Origin of the sequence: Sinorhizobium terangae (assembly GCF_029714365.1) — a bacterium.
Lineage (GTDB): Bacteria > Pseudomonadota > Alphaproteobacteria > Rhizobiales > Rhizobiaceae > Sinorhizobium > Sinorhizobium terangae.
The window spans coordinates 832,561-848,864 of sequence record NZ_CP121660.1 but is presented as its reverse complement, the minus strand read 5'-3'; the positions used below and the strand labels follow the sequence as shown (position 1 = coordinate 848,864).

Below are 16,304 nucleotides of genomic sequence, written 5' to 3'. Positions count from 1 at the left end.
CGCGCCGTGGGCGCCGGTTGATGCGGATCAAGGATCGAAAGGATTTGTCGGCTTAACTTTCTTTCGAAACGCCGAGCGTTTCGACGTAGACTGATGGCTCGATGAAAGTCCCTTCTACGCTCTTCGGCAGGCGGAAGGCCGCGCTGCCGACCGGACGAATGATGAGCCCGTGAACGAGGAGTCGTCTCGATGCCCAGCATGATCGCAACCCCCACTTCTCCGTCGCAAAGCTGGCCGGCGATGGCCGATGGTGCGAAATATCTTCTCTCGATGGGACGCTTCCAGACGGAAGCCGTGAGGATGGCGCTGCGCTATCAGGTCGAGATGCTGAATTTCCTGAAGAACCGGCGCGAGCAGGACCTGAAGCTTCTCGAAGACCTCCTCTCGCCGGATCATCTCAACGAGACCTTCGACCTCTGCTGCTGTTTCTGGCAGAACGCATTCCTAGACTATTCGGACGAGGCTGTGCGCATTGCCGAGATCGGCTCGGACGCAGCCGCCGAAACGGCAAAGCAGGTTCGCGAGGAGCAGGAGTTGCTGACCAAGGACATTGCCGGGCAAACGGTGATGTGAATGGGTTTTCTCGTCGCAAGCGTGCAGACGTGAGCTTTGCCGCGCGGTGAAACGGGGCCCCACAAGCAATGCCCGCGCCAACCGCGATCGGCTGAGATGTTACGTTTGTAACAAGCGTCAGCGCGTCGACGGGATATGATGATATATGCTGATGGGGAGTGCTACCGACGGTGCTTGAGTGATGAATCGCCGGGTAAAATCCTGCAACGGACTCGGGCTATTTTCTCTCACGGCTGTCAAAGGCAGTTCGTAATATCAGAAGCTTGGTGAGGCCCGGAAGCCGAACGACGTTCCGCGCAACGTTTGTCGTAAGTCTGCGCTGATTTCAGACGAGGCGTATTTCGCTCCCGGCACGTTCGCCGTTTCTTCGATGCTTATACCCTGATTATCGAACACGCATGGAAGTCCATGGCGCGGGTGATGACCCGCGACGATTCGGAACAACGCGAGACAATAGCTTTTGGGGTGATCATCATGCGAAACGTTCAATTGGCAGCAATAGTCATAATACTTTCACCCTTCGATGCCTTCGCGGCCTCAGGCGCCTATTCGTGCAGCAATGGCGAGTTCGAAATCCGTTGCAACGCCTACAAATGCGAAAGTTCAGAGGATTTCACGCCCGCTGGCGGTGGCGTCGATACAGGCACCAAGGATATGTCGGTATGTGCATATAGCGGGTGCTGGGAAGGCAAAGCTGACAGCATCATCGCTTCCGCAGGCCATATCATCGCCTACTCGGACCAACTCCAGGCAAACAACCCCGGTCTTCAGCCAACCTCGGCCGCGATCGTCATCAACCGGGAAACCTTGGGCGCAACGCTCAACGCATTCGGATTCCAATCACCGATGTCCTGTTCTCTCAAGTGAGCCTTGAACATAGGAGGCACGAATGCCATTCGATCGCACGTTCTTCTTCAACCAAGTTCGGCCGATGTTCGGCGGCCGGCTGACCCAAGGCCAGGTGGACGGGATGTCGGCCATAGTCGACGAGTGGGAGCAGAGGCTTCCCGACGGCGACCCGCGCTGGCTGGCCTATATGCTTGCCACGACCTTCCACGAAACGGCACGGCAGATGACGCCGGTAAAGGAGGCCTATTGGCTCTCCGAAGGCTGGCGAAGGCGCAACCTCCGCTACTATCCCTATTACGGGCGTGGATATGTCCAATTGACCTGGCGCGACAACTATCGACGCGCCGGAGACCACGTCGGCGACAATCTGGTCGACCACCCCGATCTGGCTCTGCGGCCGGACTATGCAGCCGCCACCATGTTTGCCGGCATGGGGGAAGGTTGGTTTCGAGCCGACAGCCGCGGCCGGCATAAACTATCGCGATACTTCGGTCACAACGTAAACGACCCCGTTGGGGCGCGCGCCATCATTAACGGGTACGAACCGGGGATTGCAGAAGCGATCGCGAGATATCACGCAAGGTTTCTGGGAGCACTCAGGCTCGTCGTGCCTGTCAGAGGCGGGCTCGAGGCTGCCTTTGCGCCCGAGCTTGTGCAAGCGATCGGCACCCGTTCGGCGCTTCCGACCGCCGCAGCCCACTACGATGGTGACTCGGAGTTCACAGAGGCGCCCAGGGCTCCCGTGTTCCCTGTCGGAGGCCTGGACAGCGACCTAGCGCAACCGGATCCGATATTGCAGATGACTGCCGAGATCGTGACGGGGTTCGTCAGCAACAATAAGCTTGATCCCTCCAAGATATCTGAACTGATCGCGGACGTTTACTTCGCACTTTCGAACTCCGACGACTTGTCTCGCCGCCGGCAGCTTGCCGAACCGGACGCCGAGTACCTCGAAGGGAGTGAGGAAGCGGAGCCGCGCGCCGCTTGAACTTCCGAAAAGTGGCGCCCGGCATTCCGCGCCGGGCGTCACGCAACCGAAAATCTATGCTTTTGGCGCTTATTGCCATGCAGGTCCTTTCTCGCAAGCGGCAGGAGATGGTGCGCAACATTCCGCGCGATCCGATCGATTTGCGCGACCAGATCTACACGCCGAACCTCCGCCCGCTCCTTCCCGCGCTGTCGCCGGCAGGAATCGTCCTCGAGGCGCTGAAGCGCGCCGAGCCTTTGTATTGGCTGCCGCGAAATCAGGGCACGGAGGGCACCTGCAGCGCCCAGGCGCTCGCCAGCCTTATCGATCTCCAGAGAATGCTCGATTGCCAGGACGCTGCGGCCAATGTGCCCGTCAGCGCGCGCATGCTTTACGAGATGGCTCGACCGCGCGAAGCAACCGACGGCACTGAAGGTCTTTCCCTTCGAGAAGTCATCAAAGGCTTCTACCACCATGGCGTTTGCCCCGACGATCTTTGGAAGTACGAACCGGGTGATCCCGGCGGGACGCTGAATGTAAGGCGTGCCAAGGCAGCACGCGAAGTGTCGCTCGGCGCCTATTATCGCCTGCGCCCAAGCCTCAACGACTATCATGCCGCCTTGAACGAGGTTGGACCCGTCCTTGTTTCGGCCGCGACGCATGCCGGCTGGAATATCGAAGCGGTGCGCGCCAGTGCCGGCAAGATCGTGCAGTCGACCGGAGACGGCGGCGGCCACGCATTTGTCGTCGTCGGCTACGACAGCACGGGCTTTCTGGTGCTGAACTCGTGGGGGACAGAATGGGGCGGCTATCTCGGCTGCAACGGATTGGGCCACTGGTCCTATCAGGACTGGGCCGACAACATCTTCGACGGCTGGGTCCTTCGCCTGGGCGTTTCGACACCCAGCGCCTTCGACCTCTCCATCGGAGAACAGGGCATCTTTTTTGCTCGCAAACCTGCCCGTGTTGCCGGTGTCCCAGGCTACGAGGTGCTGGGCCACCTCATCCACCTTGACGATGGCGAGGAAGTCAAGCGGCCGCCCTATCCCTACTGCGCCAGGACATTCGACGAGACGGTCCGGTTCCTTGGCAGGGACCACCACGACGATCAGCCGATCGCGCCTGTCTGGGCGCCGGAGCGCGACGCGGCGAACCGCGGCTACCGCGGAATTCTCCTCAGGTTCGGCGGCAGTTTGCTGGGGCTCGGTCAGACCGCCCAGCAGATCGCACGAGAAAAGAATGCGATAAAGCAGCATGGCCTTTACCCGCTGACGATTGCCTGGTGCAACGACTTCGTCGACCAGACCACTGCCGTCCTCTCCGGCCTTTTCACGGAAGCCACCAAGCAGGTCGATGTCCGCAGCGATCGGCTGGACCACCTGATCGAGGACCTTACACATGGGATCGGCCGGTCATTCTGGCGGGACATCGAGTCGGCCAGCCGGAAGTCAGCGGCAAGAAAAGGTCCGGTCGATCATGTCGTGCGATGCCTGTTGCCGCTCGATCAATATTCCTTGCACATCATTTGCGACGGCGCTGGCGTCCTGCTCTTCCGCGACCTCATCGAGAGGTGGAGACGTGACCGAGAGGCATCGTTCCACCTGCTCACAAGCCGCCTCGCGAGCCTCGACCTCATCACGCCGACCATTGACGCAAGGGACTTTGCCGACGGCTTCGCGCAACTGATATCGGCGCTCTCGTCTCCAAATCAAACCCGTGCGCCGGCCGTCACCCTCCACATCCCTGATTCCGCTACGGAAGACAGGCTGACCGTGGGGATCTACTCGAAGTCCATACTCGATCTTATAGAGAAAGCCTTTTCTGATCGCGCGAGCGGCCGGCCGCCGGTCTTCATCGGCAAGTCGCTTCGCAAGACCGGGATCGCTGAGATCTGGAAGGATCACCCCGCCTTCTCGAAAATCCAGATCAACGAAGTCTCGATCCCGTCCCGTCTCGGAGAATTGCTCCGGCAGGAAGATCTTCAGCTGAAGACCGACCTCATCGCCCAGATACTCAACCGCATCGCGCCCGTGTCGGATATTCCCGACCGGCAAAGAGGGAGAACGCGCTATGACGTCAAGCAGCAAAATATCTCTGGAAGAACTGAACAGGAAGCTTGCTGATCCGAGTCTGAGCGAGCAGGAGCTTCAGAAATACTTTACGGTCGACGACGAGAAGTCGGGTCCCTTCAATCCGGTGCTCGAAATCAATCGCGAGCTCGTCACGGTGCCCGCAACACCCGAAGGCCGGGCCCGCAGTGCCGCCCTTCTCAACAGCGCCAATTTCATCTCGCGCCTGCGCCGCCAGGCCGCCTTCCACAATCGCATCGGCAGCGGAGACTACAAGGGGCCGGTCATCGTCTCCGAGGGCGACAGCTGGTTTCAGTATCCGTTCCGGCTGATGGACGTCATCGACCAGTTGATGAAGCACTACGCGATCTTCAGCCTGGACGCCGCTGGCGACACCCTGTCGAACATGCTGAGGCAAGCAGAATACATGGATGCGATCGAGAACACGGGAGCATCCATCTTCCTGTTCAGCGGCGGCGGCAATGATGTCGTGGCGGGCGGCAACCTCGCCGCTCATCTCTTCGATTTCGATCCGGCCTTGCCGCCCGAGGGACATCTCAGGCCCTCGTTTGAGACGATGCTCGACGATGCAATCGGCATGTATGGCAAGCTCGTTCGCCAGGTCGCCAAGGCTTTCCCGAAAGTGCAGATCCTTTGCCATGGTTACGACTACACGATCCCGGCAAAGGGAAATTGGCTTGGCAAGCCGATGGAATCGCGAGGGATCAAGGACCCGGATTTCCAGCGGGCGATTGCCCGCGTCATGATCGATCGCTTCAATGAACGCCTGTCGTTACTGCAAAGCTCCTCGGCGCGGCTCAACTACATCAACTGCCGCAACACGGTCAACACCACGGAGTGGTTCGACGAATTACATCCGACGGACAACGGCTATGCCAAGGTGGCGCAGAAATTCGCGGCCCTGATCGAACAATTTGCCGCGAAGGCGCGCGACGTCGAGCATAAGGCGAGCAAGGCGCGCGCCGCGAGATCGAAGGCACCGTCGGCCGCGACAGCGGCTGTCGAGACACCTGCCCGCCTGGCGGCCGCCGGTTCGCGGGCTACGGACGGTCCGTCAGGAATGTCGCTCCACATTGGCCTGAACATGGTCAGCGCCGCTCACTACGCGGGCTGGGAAGGACCGCTGCGCGCCTGTGAATTCGACGCGAGTGACATGCAGGAGATCGCGAATAGTCTCGGATACGAGACCACGTCACTCCTCACCAAGGAGGCGACGCGGCAGAACGTGATCCGCGAGATCAAGAAGGCCGCAAGGGACCTCAAGCAAGGCGATATCTTCCTGATCAGCTATTCGGGCCACGGCGGTCAGCTCCCGGATTTCAACAACGATGAAGACGATTCCACCGACGAAACCTGGTGCCTCTATGACGGCCAGCTTGTCGATGACGAGCTCTATGGCCTGTGGTCCGAATTCAGGGCGGGCGTGCGGGTACTGGTCGTGTCGGACAGTTGTCACAGCGGTACCGTTGTGCGTGCAGGCGTCCCCAACGGACATGCATTGGCGAACGGCCACGCGGTTGCCGCGGGAATACCGCGCGCAATGCCCATTGACGTCGCCACGCGGACTTTCCGCCAGAACCGCGACTTCTATGCCCGGTTGGGCGCATCCATGGCACTGGGCGAAGGACGCAATCTGACCCGCGAGATCACCTCGCCAATCTCGTGCAGCGTTCGGCTGATTTCCGGATGCCAGGACAATCAGGTCTCGCTCGACGGGATCGGCAACGGTGCCTTTACCGCCGCGTTGATCTCCACCTGGAACCATGGTCGCTTCAACCGCGACTATGCCGCCTTCCACCGGGCGATCATGATGAAATTGCCACCCGATCAGACCCCCAATCATTGGCAGGTCGGACCGAGGAACCCGATTTACGACGCGCAGACGCCCTTTGCGATCTGATCATCTCCGAGCAGGTAGATGAAAGGATGCATGGGTAAAGATGGAACTCCGCCTGTCGGCTCCTCACGAGGGAGCCGACGTTGCCTCTAATGTCACCGGAAGTGCCGCGATCGGCCCGCCGATGCAGTTCGCCGTTTCACAAGCCCGTATCGCAGGCAAAAGGCACTTGGGTTTCACACAGCCGAAGAAACCATAATGTAACAAATGTAACATGCCCGGTGTTCAACACGCGCTATTATGTAATATCCACAACCCGACTTCGTAGACGAAGAGACTATTCTTTTCCCAAGTCGGCTTTGTATCGGAACTCAACCATCTCACGCCTGAAACGTGCCGCGAGATCTATTCGTGGAGCTGGCCATGCGAAGGAACTTCCTCCTGACCCTACTTTTGGCAGCCACCATAGCATGCGGGCTGGTTCCCGCTGCCTCGGGGGAGGCGAACGCGCAATGTAATCCGCAAATCAATCGATGCTGAGGGGTGAACACCATGGGCACCGCGCTTACGATTGGCTGGTTGAGTGACCCTACGACCCTGACCTTCCTTTTCGGGGCTTTGACAATCGCTTTTCATTCAAGGAAGCGCGTTGAGTCCCTCATAACACCGCCGAGAGGCGAGGAATTCGACTTCGTACGTCTTCTTTCGCTGCCGGCGATTGTCGGCAAGAGCGTTTTCCGCAAGGCCTACCTCATCTACACGGTGTCACTGGAGATCCTCTATTTCTTCATGTGCGCCTCACAGCCGATCATACGCGTCCTCGCCGAGGGAAAGCTCGAGGGTTTCGAAGGCCCAGCATGGCCGCTTGGTGCGGCCCTTATTGTCATAGGCGTCATCCCCTCCACTCCCTTGTTCGCTCAGATCGAGCTTTCCCTGCGCAGCATGGCCCACAGCGTGTCCAACATTCCCGACGAGTTCTTTGAGCGGGTCACCAAGCTCTCCCAGAGCGAGATCGAGGCCTATGTGGGAAGGGATCCGCGCTATGAGCCGGACCTGCAACGGTTCCGCAAGATTCAGAGTCTCGCCCTTTATGCGGGCTGCTCACGCGAAGAGGCTGACAAAGTGGCGAGGCGGACGGTGGGCGCGGAACTGTTCGCCAGATGGACGATCAATGGCCAGGACATTTGGTCAGCGGGAGAGTTCGACAAGTACCGCGATATCCTGGACGTTCTCAGGCCCAAGTCCGAAAGCTTGAAGCAGGAAGTAAAGGAACTTGTTTCGAAGACCTCATCGTCACCGGTCGTGAGATACATAATTGAAAAAAGCAACACTTCGCCGGAAGTCCCGATCAGGGATAGCGATTCGCAAAGAATTCAGTCCCTTTCCGCCGAAATTCTCGCTAATCCAGCGTCGACTTTCGCCTCGTTGCAGCAAGAGGATATTCGGTCCTACCTGACGCTTGCAGACCTATGGCGTGCGAAAGCGACGGAGATCGGCACATCCAACCGCAGATTGAGCGCCCTCTTTGCGATCATCGCTCTCAATGACACGCGGGTGATGAGGGCATATCTGCATCCGGACCAAGGGGCTCGGTCCTTGGACGTCGTCCTGAGAGAATTGCTGTTGCTCGTGCGAAGGAGCCGCAGCAAGCCTCGGCCATGGAACAATGCAACCCTGTTGTCGACCTTCACCGCATTTCTAGGCTGCGTGATCCTGCTCACAGCGTACCATAAAATCCATGCAGTCTTCTTGCCCGGCGGTTTGAGCGTAGGTCCGTTCGAAGAGGCTTTCTTCACGTCGGCATCACTCTTTACAAGCTTCCTCGCGGCCGGGATTTGCGCGCTTTTCATACGAACCCACAAGATCGACCAGGGTACCTGGATAGCTTTTTCGGATATTCGGAGTTTCCCACTTTCTCAGTATGGCGGCATCGTCTTTGCTGCGATGACGTGCGCCTTCGCGACAGCCATCATTTGGGTCATTTTGTACCAGTGGAGATATGACAGTGTCACTGCGCTGTTGCAGATCGGCCAAGGAGGGATTCTTGTGCTGACGGGGTATTACGCCATATGCTCACTCATCCCGGCAATGTATGGCGTCGGTATCTGCGTAGTAACGGATTGCGTTACCGAGAGCCAAGAAAGATCTGAAGGCCTCAGACTCCCCCTCTATTGCTTCGCAGCGATATTCATCGTGATCTATGTCCTGCTTGAGACGAGCATCCTGATCGAACCCGCCTATCGAGCGACATTTCTGGTTAGCCTAGTATCCAAATCCCTGTTCTCGCTGATCGCGCTCGTGACATTCGCTTTGAGCTTGCAGTCAAATGGTCAGACCAGAAACCACGCGGCTTTAGTCGGTGCACGGCCCCTGTAATTGCGCCCGCGGCGCAGCGACTATCAGTTCGGTGCACGGCAACGGCGATGGCGGGCTGCCACCGCTGTTGCAATACGCCGTGCTCAGTGTGGGCTTGCCGTCGGTCGAATGATGATTTCACTGACATCGACGTCGTCCGGCTGGCTGACCGCATAAAGGATCGCGTTGGCGACCGCTTCGGGGCTGATCGTGATCGCGCGCCAAGCCGTCATCGCGTCGCGGGCCGTCGGGTCGGTAATGGTGTCGGCGAGTTCGGACGTGGTGGTTCCTGGCGAGATGACTGTGACGCGGATTTTGTCGGTCTCCTGCCGCAAGCCGTCGGAGATGGCGCAGACGGCGAACTTGGTCGCACAATAGACGGCGGCCGTCGGCGAAACGCTGTGACCGCCGATCGACGAAAGATTGACGATCTGCCCGCGCCCCTGCTCGCCCATGATCGGCAATACCGCTGCAATGCTGTAGAGGACGCCCTTGATATTGACGTCGACCATACGGTCCCACTCGTCGACCTTGAGCGCGGCCAGCGGCGACAACGGCATGACACCGGCGTTGTTGACGATGGCGTCGAGACGGCCGAACTCTGATCGGGCGTGGCGCGCAAAGGCTTCGACATCCATTCGGCTGGTCACATCCAGTCTTCTGACGCGAACGGAACCGCCGGCAGCAGCGATCTCGTCAGCGAGGCGCTCCAGCCGATCCATCCGCCGTGCACCGATCAGCACATGGGCTCCCGCGGCCGCGAGAACGCGTGCCGTGGCCTCGCCGATGCCGCTACTGGCTCCCGTGATCGCGACAACTTTGCCTTGAATATTCGACATTTCTAACTCCATTTCCTATTCACCTCGCGGTGATGCGAGGGCTTCCTGTTTGAGAAGGTTCGACTTTCGGCGCGAAATCAGCGCCTCGCCTGGCGTCCGGCCACGTGCGGCTTTGTCGTTCGTGGCATCTGCGGGTGCATCAGCGACGGCGAAGGATCATGCCCCCGTGGTGAAGCGTGTCCTCGTCCACAAAATCGCCGTCGGCGGTGAAGCCGGTATCGTCCCAATATTCGATATGATTGCCGGACACTTCATAGCGCCCCTGGTAGGCGCTCTGACGGGTGCCGCGGGCTTCATCGTAGCGCCCATTGGCGAGGAGCTCGTGCCGGACATGCCCATTGTCCGTCATCCACAGGCCGACATAGGGATGCGGTGCCGTTGCTTGCTGCTTCGTGTGTTGATGCGGTGACGGATCGTGGATCCGGGCTTCACCGGAGCCGGAACTCACCGATCTGCAGGTCGCAAGCAAGGTGATCGCCGGGCCGAGCGTAAGGCTTTTGGAAAAGGAATTGGACATGTTTCCTCTCATGAAGGTCTATAACGATCGCAGAATATGCGCCTGACAGGTCGCGATCGAGTTGCCAAATCCGGATGCGTTGGTTAGGTTCTCTAACCAATGGCTGACGATTTCGAAGGCATCTCAGTGTTTCTGGCGATAGCCGAAGCGCGCAACTTCCGCGTTGCGAGCGAGCGGCTCGGCGTCACCCGTTCGGCAGTGAGCCAAGCGCTTCAGCGTTTGGAAGATCGCATCGGTGTGGCGCTCGTACAGCGCACGACACGCAGCGTAAGGCTCACGGAAGCGGGCGAGCTTTTCTACGAGACCGTGCGCATATCTGCCGCCCAGGTAAGCACGGCAGTGCAGGCACTACGTGAGATCGAAGCGCATCCGAGCGGCCGCCTGCGGATCGCCGTTTCGTCGATCGCCGAGGGCTTCCTGTCCGGCGAGTTGCTCGCGGGTTTTGTCGAGGCCTTTCCGAAGGTGAAGCTGGATCTGACGATCACGGACGAAGAGTTCGACATTGTCGAAGCCGGCTTCGATGCAGGCGTGCGGCTTGGCGAAGTGATCCAGCAGGACATGATCGCGGTGCCGGTGTCGGCGCAGCAAAGACAATGCGCCGTCGCCTCCCCTGGATATATCGAACGACACGGCGGGCCAAACCATCCCCGCGACCTTCCGATGCATGTTTGCGTCGGCTGGCGGCCGCGCCCGGATGCTGCGCCCTACCGCTGGGAATTCACGGAGAACGGTCGTGACTTCGATGTCTCGGTAGAGCCAGCCGTGACGACGAACGACATGGGAGTGATGATCCGTATGGCCAGGGCCGGCGCGGGCATCACATTCGGGATGATGGAGACGTTCCAGCCCTATATAGAGCGCGGCGAACTGGTGCCGTTGCTCGAAGCGTACTGTCCGCCCTTCGCAGGCTTCTACGTTTACTACCCCACACGCCACCGGCAGCCGCTGAAGCTCCGCGCGTTGGTCGAATACATTCGGACATCGAGAAAGACTTGAATGAGCAGATTTCGCGAGGTCTGTGACCTGGCCAGTAGTTAACCCTTCGCCCGGCGAACGCCGCGTCTCTGGCGCAATCAAGCCGAGGCGCTTGGACCAAATGGGCTCACATCATCCATTTGGCGGCGACCGCGTGCGGGGCGGAATTCACCCATCCGTAATGGACGGGTGGCAGGGTTGGCTCGGACAAGAGAAACCCCTGCACATGTGTTGCTCCGGCTGCTTTTGCAGCCTCTAACTGGGCATAGGTCTCGATGCCTTCGACGACCACAGTGGATGCCGCGCAAGACGCCAGGCCGACCATGCACCGGAGGAACCGCTCCGCTGTATCGCCGCGGTGCTGCACGAAAAACCCGTCGATCTTCACGATATCGACGCGAAGCGCCAGAAGCGTTTCGGGCGTCGAACAACCGGTGCCGAAGTCGTCGATCGCAACCTTGTATCCGAGTTCCCGAACGCTCTGAAGCAAGTCGGCCGCGGCGGAGAGCGGCGCGATCGGCAAGCTTTCCGTTATTTCGACAACAAGACGGGGGGCAATCGCCCTGTGCCTGTGAAGCAGATCGTAGAGAAGCGCCCAGCTTTGTTTGTCGGCGATATTTTCTGCCGAGATGTTGCAGCCCAAAGCGTCTGATGGATGGCGGGCCAACCAGTCGGATGCGAGCTCAATCACGTGCCGGTCAAAAGCGGGAGCGCGCCCCGACGCTTCGAGAAAGGCTATGAACTCGCTGCTCGTCCTGATTGTGCCGTCTGGCTCGATAAGCCTCCCAAGGCATTCCGAATAGAGAACTTTGCCTGGATCGTCGATCGAGTTGATCTGCTGCAGGGAAAATCCGATCCGTCCATGTTGCATCGCATGTGTTACATGGCGCACGACGCTGCTGAATTTCTCCAGGTTCATGGAACGAACCGCCCCTTTCGGATTTAAGGCCGGCAGCGGCGATCGTCGCTGCCGGCCAGGCTCAGGTTCAGTTTACGGTTTCCAACTCCGGATCGGTTGCCTCAGGTTCGAGCTCCGGATCGGTAACTTCCGGCTTCGGAAGCGTCTCACGGATCTCGTCGATTTTGCCGACAGCCGGGCCGACGCCGAGTATGTCCTTGGCGTCAGCAAGGGTGTCGTCCGTCACGACGCCGTCCTTCGTGAAACTCTCGAGCGCTTCGCGGAGCGCTTCGTCGCTCAAGGCCGGATCGGTCGGAACAGTGTCCGGGCCGTTCTCAGCCTCGAACTCGGCGTAGGCTGTCGCATAGGCGGAAACGGCCGCCATGCGAGGATCTTTGGAATTCAGATAAGCGTGATAGTTCCGGTTCAGCGAACTGAGATTTGCTGTGTCGGAAGTGGTGGCCTCCAACTCGGTGACCGTCACTGTTTCCGTATCTACGGCCTCCGCGGCCTCCGGATCGGTTGTATCAGGCTCCAGTTCCGGATCGGTAGGTTCCGGTTTCGGAAGCGTCTCGCGGATCTCGTCGATTTTGCCGACAGCTGGCCCGACACCGAGTATGTCCTTGGCGTCAGCAAGGGTGTCGTCGGTCACCACGCCGTCCTTCGTAAAACTCTCGAGCGCCTCGCGGAGTGCTTCATCGCTCAAGGCCGGATCGGTCGGAACAGCGTCCGGGCCGTTCTCAGCCTCGAACTCTGCATAGGCGATAGCATAGGCGGAAATGGCCGCCATGCGGGGGTCCTTGGAGTTCAAATAGGCGCGATAGTTCCGGTTCAGCGAACTGAGCTTTGCCGTGTCGGAAACGGTGTTCTCCGGCGTGGTTGTGGTCACCGTTTCCGTGGTCACGGCCTTGGCCGCCTTGACGGGCGAGCCGGTTTTCTTGTGTGTGCCAACGGATTTTTGCTTCGACGTACCGTGATTACCGCTGCTTTTCTGGCTCGTCCCTGACGTTCCCGATTTGGACGTTCCCGATTTGCCGGAACTGGAATGCGAGCTGCCGTGGCCGCCACCACTTCCGCCCCGTGGCCGCCGCCGTTGCCGCCTCCCCCGCCATTCCCACCGCCATTGCCGCCCTTGGCAAAAGCAGCAGTCGGTGCGCCGAAAGTAACGGCTGCAACAGGAGCGACGGCAAGCGCCAGCGCTACGAAGCTTCGTCCGATTGTCTTGGAAATGGTCATGAACTTCTCCATGTCTTTTGTTGTGCGGCCTGCCGCCGATGGCGCTGATCGAACCACATTCGAATTGGTGCAACGTTAACTTGCGCCGCTGGAGCATGCCACCGTCCCCGGACCATTGCTTCCGTGGATCAGACTTAGGTCCGATCAGCCCGCCATCAAAAGTCCGATGGACTTTGACCGGGATCACGTGGCATTGACCGGTCGCCCGGACGCATTACTTTTACCGGCGCGACTGCGACCGATGTCCGGCCATTTTGTTGAGCGCATAAATCCGAGATTCCCTTGCGTGCCAGTAACCTGATCAAACGATGGAACGCACAGCCGCTGGCGAGGCAGTTCCTGCTGATCGGCGGCATTGTTGCAGCCTCCGCCATGCTCGTGGTCGGCGCTTTCGTCACCAGCCTCATCGAAGGCGCCGTCACCCGAAACTCGGCAGCGACGACTGCACTCTACGTCGACAGCGTGATTGCGCCGCTCTTGCCCGACATGCAGACGACCCAGGTTCTCGATGACACGGTTGCGCGCGCGCTCAACGAGACGCTTGGGCAAGGAGCTCTCGGAAATCGGTTGCTGGCCTTTCGCCTGTGGCGCTCCGACGGCACCATTCTCTACTCGAACGAAGAGAACATGGTCGGTCGGCGTTTCGAGCTCGGCGATGAGTTGAAAACGGCATTCAGCGGCGAGATGGTGGCTCAGTTCAAGCCGGCCGAGGACACCGCGGACGAAACGAACCAAGGCGCGAGCAAGCCGCTGCTCGAGATCTACAACCCTGTGCTTCAACCGTGGTCCGGGCAGGTCGTCGCCGTTTCGGAATTCCATGAAATTGCCCACGATTTCGAGCTTAGCCTCAGTCAGGCCCGTTTTCTGACCTGGCTCGCCGTCGCGGGCTTCACGCTTGCCTTCTTCATCATGCTCTCGGCGATCGTCATGCGCGGCAGCAGAACCATCGAGAAGCAGCGTCACGCCCTTCGCCAGCGTGTAGACGAGCTTTCGGCGCTGCTCTCGCAGAACGAGGCCCTGCGTGGGCGCTTGCAGCACGCTTCGCAACGCGCAACGGCATTGAACGAGAACATGCTGCGCCGGATCGGGGCTGATTTGCATGACGGCCCGGCGCAGCTCGTTGCCTTCGCCTCATTGCGGCTTGACAGCAACAAATTGGTCAGCGCCTCGACTTCGGCGACGGTGCGCGAACAGGAAATCACGGCCATCAAGGCAAGCCTCGACGAGGCGATGCAGGAGATCAGGACGATATGCAGCGGACTGGTCCTGCCGCAGATCGAGACGGCCAGCCTGCCAGAACTCCTGGGGCGCGTCGTCCGCGCCCATGAAGAACGAACCGGATCGACTGTCGAGTTGTCGCTGTCCGATCCGCCCGAGCGCCTTTCTCCGTCCGCAAAGATATGCATATACCGCTTCGTGCAGGAGACGCTCAACAATGCTTACCGCCACGGCGGCGGTGTCGGGCAACGTGTGGTGCAGAGCACGGAAGGCGACAGGATCTGGATCGCGGTTGCCGACGGCGGAGCCGGTTTTGATCCCAATGACATTCGGCCGACAAGCCTCGGTCTTGCCGGGTTGAGGGAACGGATAGAGAGTTTGGGTGGCACATTTGAGATCGACGGCGCCGGCCCCGGCACGATTATTAGGATGTCACTCGGCATCGAGGAGATTGGACAGCCATGATTGCAGCGATACGCGTGGCAGTAATCGACGATCACCCTCTGTTCAGAGAGGGCGTGACGCGAAGTCTTTCGGAGATCGACGGGTTTGAGATCGTTGCAGAAGGAAGCTCGCGCGACGACGCGCTGAGAATTGCCCAGAACCTCTCTCCCGACGTCATGCTGCTGGATATCTCCATGCCGGGAGGCGGACTGAACGCGATTCCGCTCATCCTTGAATTGGTACCGCTGCAGAAGATCGTGATGCTCACCGTGTCCGAGGCCGGTGACGACGTCACGGCGGCTCTCAATGGCGGCGCCAAGGGTTATGTCCTGAAGGGGATCGGATCGAGGGCGCTGGCGGACGTCATAAAGACGGTGGCCTCGGGCGAGAGCTATGTCGCTCCGACGCTCTCTGCCAAGCTGCTCTCGAATCCTTCGGCGGCCACTGTGAGCAAATCCGACCTCATCGCGGAACTGACCGCGCGGGAGCACGAGGTTCTGCGCCTCGTGGCCTCCGGCATGAGCAACAAGCAGGTCGCAAGAAAGCTCGATCTCCAGGAGAAGACCGTCAAGCACCACATGACACAGATCATGACGAAACTTGGCGCCGCCAACCGGACAGAAGCGGCGATGGTGCTGCGCGACGCTATCGACGGTCGCTCCGGCTAAGCCGAAGCTCCGGTTCCAAGAACCGGAGCGCGCCGCTTTCTCGACGAAAGCGCTCTAATCAACGAAGGCTTGAAGCCGCTTTTCATCTGCAGAGGTTGCTCGCCGGTTGACGATCGTACGCCCGCGTGAGTCCTTCATGATGTAACGGCCGCCCCTGATCTCCTCGCTTATTCCGTCGGAATGGCGAACGCTCAACCCCGAGCCGTTGTCTCGAACAGTCGTGCTCTTTCCGCTCGGCCCGGTCGAAGCGTTGGTCGACCGGCTATTGCCCGAGCCGCCGCCCTTTCCGTTGCCACCGCCGTTCCCGTTGCCACCGCCGTTTCCATTTCCGCCGCCGTTGCCGTTGCCACCGCCGTTGCCATTTCCGCCGCCGTTGCCGTTTCCATTTCCTCCTCCGTTGCCATTCTTGGCCAAGGCGGATTGGGAAGCGATATCAAGCGTTGATCCGGACACCGTGACCTTGTACGGGAGGGCCGCGATGGCGAAGCCGATCGACGCGGTACACAACACGGTGATGAACTTTCGACGCTCCATCATTTCAGCCCTTCAGTAACTTCCATCGGCGCTTCGCCCACCCGACCACGGCTGGGAAACGTTCGCGGGAACCATCCGGTCTCAAGGCGGTTCGCGGCCTCCGTCGACGCAACAAGCCCCGAGCGAAAGATGCCCGGAGCGGAAGCACCCTAAAATCATTGCGCACGCTTCGGTCCCGCCGTCAACTCTGGGCGCCGAGAACCCCGGCCGCCCCGGACTTTTAACTGTGTCCGCTCAGACATTCGTCCGGTCGGTTTAGGACCAAGGTCTGAGGCGATAGGGTCCGCGTGCGAAGGCGGATACA

At 59.8% G+C, this 16,304-nt stretch carries 14 protein-coding genes; 9 read left to right on the top strand and 5 right to left on the bottom strand.

What is annotated here, in order from left to right:
- Positions 1-189: 189 nt before the first annotated feature.
- The 6 genes from QA637_RS22650 (at position 190) to QA637_RS22625 (ending at position 8,692) form a co-directional block, all read left to right on the top strand.
- Positions 190-573 (top strand): hypothetical protein, encoded by a 384-nt coding sequence (locus QA637_RS22650; protein WP_283067028.1) that lies wholly within the window; start codon positions 190-192, stop codon positions 571-573.
- Between the two features lie 420 nt (positions 574-993).
- Positions 994-1,440, top strand: coding sequence for a hypothetical protein (locus QA637_RS22645; protein ID WP_283067026.1), 447 nt, complete (start codon positions 994-996; stop codon positions 1,438-1,440).
- A 22-nt stretch (positions 1,441-1,462) separates the two neighbouring features.
- Complete coding sequence (locus QA637_RS22640) at positions 1,463-2,410, top strand: glycoside hydrolase family 19 protein (RefSeq protein ID WP_283067024.1); 948 nt, start codon at positions 1,463-1,465, stop codon at positions 2,408-2,410.
- A 77-nt stretch (positions 2,411-2,487) separates the two neighbouring features.
- Positions 2,488-4,512: a C1 family peptidase gene (locus QA637_RS22635; RefSeq protein WP_283067022.1), complete on the top strand. Its 2,025-nt coding sequence runs from the start codon at positions 2,488-2,490 to the stop codon at positions 4,510-4,512.
- A complete protein-coding gene (locus tag QA637_RS22630) occupies positions 4,460-6,379 on the top strand; it encodes a caspase family protein (protein WP_283067021.1) in 1,920 nt (639 codons plus the stop codon). Before QA637_RS22635 ends, QA637_RS22630 begins: the two co-directional genes overlap by 53 nt.
- Before the next feature lie 489 nt (positions 6,380-6,868).
- Positions 6,869-8,692 carry a hypothetical protein gene (locus QA637_RS22625; protein WP_283067020.1) on the top strand — a complete coding sequence of 608 codons (1,824 nt, stop codon included), beginning with the start codon at positions 6,869-6,871 and terminating at the stop codon, positions 8,690-8,692.
- Between the two features lie 83 nt (positions 8,693-8,775).
- On the opposite strand, the gene QA637_RS22620 is transcribed toward QA637_RS22625, so the two are convergent.
- Positions 8,776-9,510 (bottom strand): SDR family oxidoreductase, encoded by a 735-nt coding sequence (locus tag QA637_RS22620; RefSeq protein WP_283067018.1) that lies wholly within the window; start codon positions 9,508-9,510, stop codon positions 8,776-8,778.
- Positions 9,511-9,649: 139 nt separating this feature from the next.
- Positions 9,650-10,027, bottom strand: coding sequence for an Atu4866 domain-containing protein (locus QA637_RS22615; RefSeq protein ID WP_153437312.1), 378 nt, complete (start codon positions 10,025-10,027; stop codon positions 9,650-9,652).
- Positions 10,028-10,126: 99 nt separating this feature from the next.
- On the opposite strand from QA637_RS22615, the gene QA637_RS22610 reads away from it, so the two are divergent.
- A complete protein-coding gene (locus QA637_RS22610; RefSeq protein ID WP_153437313.1) occupies positions 10,127-11,023 on the top strand; it encodes a LysR family transcriptional regulator in 897 nt (298 codons plus the stop codon).
- A 106-nt stretch (positions 11,024-11,129) separates the two neighbouring features.
- Here QA637_RS22610 and QA637_RS22605 read toward each other — a convergent pair whose 3' ends face one another.
- Together QA637_RS22605 and QA637_RS22600 are read right to left on the bottom strand one after the other, a co-directional pair.
- Positions 11,130-11,921, bottom strand: coding sequence for an EAL domain-containing protein (locus tag QA637_RS22605; protein ID WP_153437314.1), 792 nt, complete (start codon positions 11,919-11,921; stop codon positions 11,130-11,132).
- A 67-nt stretch (positions 11,922-11,988) separates the two neighbouring features.
- Positions 11,989-12,804 (bottom strand): hypothetical protein, encoded by an 816-nt coding sequence (locus QA637_RS22600; protein ID WP_283067017.1) that lies wholly within the window; start codon positions 12,802-12,804, stop codon positions 11,989-11,991.
- A 614-nt stretch (positions 12,805-13,418) separates the two neighbouring features.
- Between QA637_RS22600 and QA637_RS22595 the strand changes: the two genes are divergently transcribed.
- A complete protein-coding gene (locus tag QA637_RS22595) occupies positions 13,419-14,819 on the top strand; it encodes a sensor histidine kinase (RefSeq protein ID WP_283067015.1) in 1,401 nt (466 codons plus the stop codon).
- On the top strand, positions 14,816-15,466 hold the full coding sequence (locus tag QA637_RS22590) for a LuxR C-terminal-related transcriptional regulator (protein ID WP_153437018.1): 651 nt from the start codon (positions 14,816-14,818) through the stop codon (positions 15,464-15,466). The genes QA637_RS22595 and QA637_RS22590 overlap by 4 nt, the downstream gene beginning before the upstream one ends.
- A gap of 54 nt (positions 15,467-15,520) precedes the next feature.
- On the opposite strand, the gene QA637_RS22585 is transcribed toward QA637_RS22590, so the two are convergent.
- Entirely contained in the window at positions 15,521-16,003 is a 483-nt protein-coding gene (locus QA637_RS22585; RefSeq protein WP_283067013.1) for a hypothetical protein, read from the bottom strand.
- Positions 16,004-16,304 lie beyond the last annotated feature (301 nt).

Bases quoted from the DNA above. Each gene is read 5' to 3' on its own strand.
- QA637_RS22585 (WP_283067013.1), bottom strand. From the start codon at position 16,003: ATGATGGAGCGTCGAAAGTTCATCACCGTGTTGTGTACCGCGTCGATC.
- QA637_RS22590 (WP_153437018.1), top strand. From the start codon at position 14,816: ATGATTGCAGCGATACGCGTGGCAGTAATCGACGATCACCCTCTGTTC.
- QA637_RS22610 (WP_153437313.1), top strand. From the start codon at position 10,127: ATGGCTGACGATTTCGAAGGCATCTCAGTGTTTCTGGCGATAGCCGAA.
- QA637_RS22645 (WP_283067026.1), top strand. From the start codon at position 994: ATGACCCGCGACGATTCGGAACAACGCGAGACAATAGCTTTTGGGGTG.
- QA637_RS22640 (WP_283067024.1), top strand. From the start codon at position 1,463: ATGCCATTCGATCGCACGTTCTTCTTCAACCAAGTTCGGCCGATGTTC.
- QA637_RS22615 (WP_153437312.1), bottom strand. From the start codon at position 10,027: ATGTCCAATTCCTTTTCCAAAAGCCTTACGCTCGGCCCGGCGATCACC.
- QA637_RS22620 (WP_283067018.1), bottom strand. From the start codon at position 9,510: ATGTCGAATATTCAAGGCAAAGTTGTCGCGATCACGGGAGCCAGTAGC.
- QA637_RS22605 (WP_153437314.1), bottom strand. From the start codon at position 11,921: ATGAACCTGGAGAAATTCAGCAGCGTCGTGCGCCATGTAACACATGCG.
- QA637_RS22650 (WP_283067028.1), top strand. From the start codon at position 190: ATGCCCAGCATGATCGCAACCCCCACTTCTCCGTCGCAAAGCTGGCCG.
- QA637_RS22625 (WP_283067020.1), top strand. From the start codon at position 6,869: ATGGGCACCGCGCTTACGATTGGCTGGTTGAGTGACCCTACGACCCTG.
- QA637_RS22635 (WP_283067022.1), top strand. From the start codon at position 2,488: ATGCAGGTCCTTTCTCGCAAGCGGCAGGAGATGGTGCGCAACATTCCG.
- QA637_RS22630 (WP_283067021.1), top strand. From the start codon at position 4,460: ATGACGTCAAGCAGCAAAATATCTCTGGAAGAACTGAACAGGAAGCTT.